Annotated in this window: 3 protein-coding genes; 1 reads left to right on the top strand and 2 read right to left on the bottom strand. The window is 28.8% G+C overall.

Annotated features, from left to right (window positions below; all coding sequences use genetic code 11):
- Positions 1-179: 179 nt before the first annotated feature.
- Both ADF68_RS11435 and ADF68_RS11590 read right to left on the bottom strand, forming a co-directional pair.
- Entirely contained in the window at positions 180-809 is a 630-nt protein-coding gene (locus ADF68_RS11435) for an ATP-binding cassette domain-containing protein (RefSeq protein ID WP_261674345.1), read from the bottom strand.
- 38 nt (positions 810-847) lie between these two features.
- Positions 848-1,003 (bottom strand): ATP-binding cassette domain-containing protein, encoded by a 156-nt coding sequence (locus tag ADF68_RS11590; RefSeq protein ID WP_261674344.1) that lies wholly within the window; start codon positions 1,001-1,003, stop codon positions 848-850.
- Positions 1,004-1,355: 352 nt separating this feature from the next.
- Here ADF68_RS11590 and ADF68_RS06560 point away from each other — a divergent pair.
- Positions 1,356-1,554 (top strand): helix-turn-helix domain-containing protein (locus ADF68_RS06560; RefSeq protein ID WP_049549127.1); only part of this gene is annotated, 199 nt, incomplete at its 3' end.

Here is a 1,554-nt window from a genome sequence, read left to right as displayed (position 1 = left end):
TTCGACTAATCAATATTTTAGATAAATTACATATAACTTTGGATGAATTTATTATTCTTCATGTTAATAATTCTACTAGTAGTGTTATGAATAACTTCAATATCTTTAAAGCTTTTTGTTAGATTTATAATTTCAACTATAGCCATCTCTACTCCTTAGTTTCCAGCAAAAAATTATGCTTAATTCTTATTGTTTTTGTAAGAAATCAGCGAACCCAATACTATTCCATTCAACAATCCTAAAGAAATACCATATTCAACTGGAAAATCTAAAAAAATAGCAAACACTATTCCAATCATCACCCCTAGTAAGGCTGCTGTTAAAATTACATATTCATTTTCTTTCTTCATTTTCTTTACACCTAATTTCCTTTTTGTATATAAGCTGTAGTACTCTCCACCAAGAGCCATTAAGTACTTATGATTTCCTGACTCAACAATCTTACAACCTTTCATTACAAAAATAATGTCCGCATCATTAATCGTTGACAATCTATGAGCTACAATTATTTGAGTACAGCCCTGACTTTTTATATACTTTGTTATTCTTTCCTCATTAATAGTGTCTAATGCACTAGTTGCTTCATCTAAAATTACAATACTAGGATTATTTATTAATGCACGTGCCAGTGCTATCCGTTGTCTTTGACCACCTGAAATATTTGAACCCAAATCTGAGATGATAGTGTTAAATTTCATCGGCATAGCCATGATTTCATCATAGATTTGAACTGCTTTACTAACTTCCTTTATCTTTTGTGAAGTAACTTCGTGCTTTAAAGTTATATTGTCAAGAATACTTCTGTTCAATAAAAATGAATCTTGTGGAACTACTCCTAAATTTTGACTTAATATTTTTTATCTATTTGATTAATATTTACACCATCAAATAAAACTTTTCCTGTATCAATCTTATATAATCCTGATGGTATTTTTGATAACGTACTTTTTCCTGACCTCGGTTGACCGACTAGTGCAATTCTCTGTCCTGACCCAATAGTCAAATTTAAATTTTCTATTACAGGAGCTGAGTTTTTGGAATAAGAGAAAGATAGGTCCTTAATATCTATTCTACTTCAAACGTTTCTAAACTATACTCCGGAAAATAATTTAACCAATAATTAACCATACTATCTTTCATCGTATCCTCCAACCAGTACTAAGTCTTTAGATGATATCTAAAGACTTAGGTGTACACCTAAACATTTTATCCACCGACAATAATAATATCCATTACCAACAATAAAATTAGGGAATTTTTTAAAATTTTCTTCATATTTAGACTTCCTTTCAGTTTTTATTTATTGTACAATAAATAAGAATCATTTACTTTTTTGTTGGGAAAATGGGAAAATTATGAAATCAAAACTTGGTATAACACTCAGAAAAATTAGAAAAGGAAAGAAAATAAGTTTATCTTCAATTGCTGATAGTAATTTATCTAAATCTCAAATCTCTAGATTTGAACGGGGAGAATCAGAAATCTCTTGTATTCGACTAATCAATATTTTAGATAAATTACATATAACTTTGGATGAATTTATTATTCTTCATG

Source organism: Streptococcus pseudopneumoniae, assembly GCF_001068775.1.
In the GTDB taxonomy this organism is placed as follows: Bacteria; Bacillota; Bacilli; order Lactobacillales; family Streptococcaceae; genus Streptococcus; species Streptococcus pseudopneumoniae_N.
This window is presented reverse-complemented; position numbering and strand designations above follow the sequence as displayed.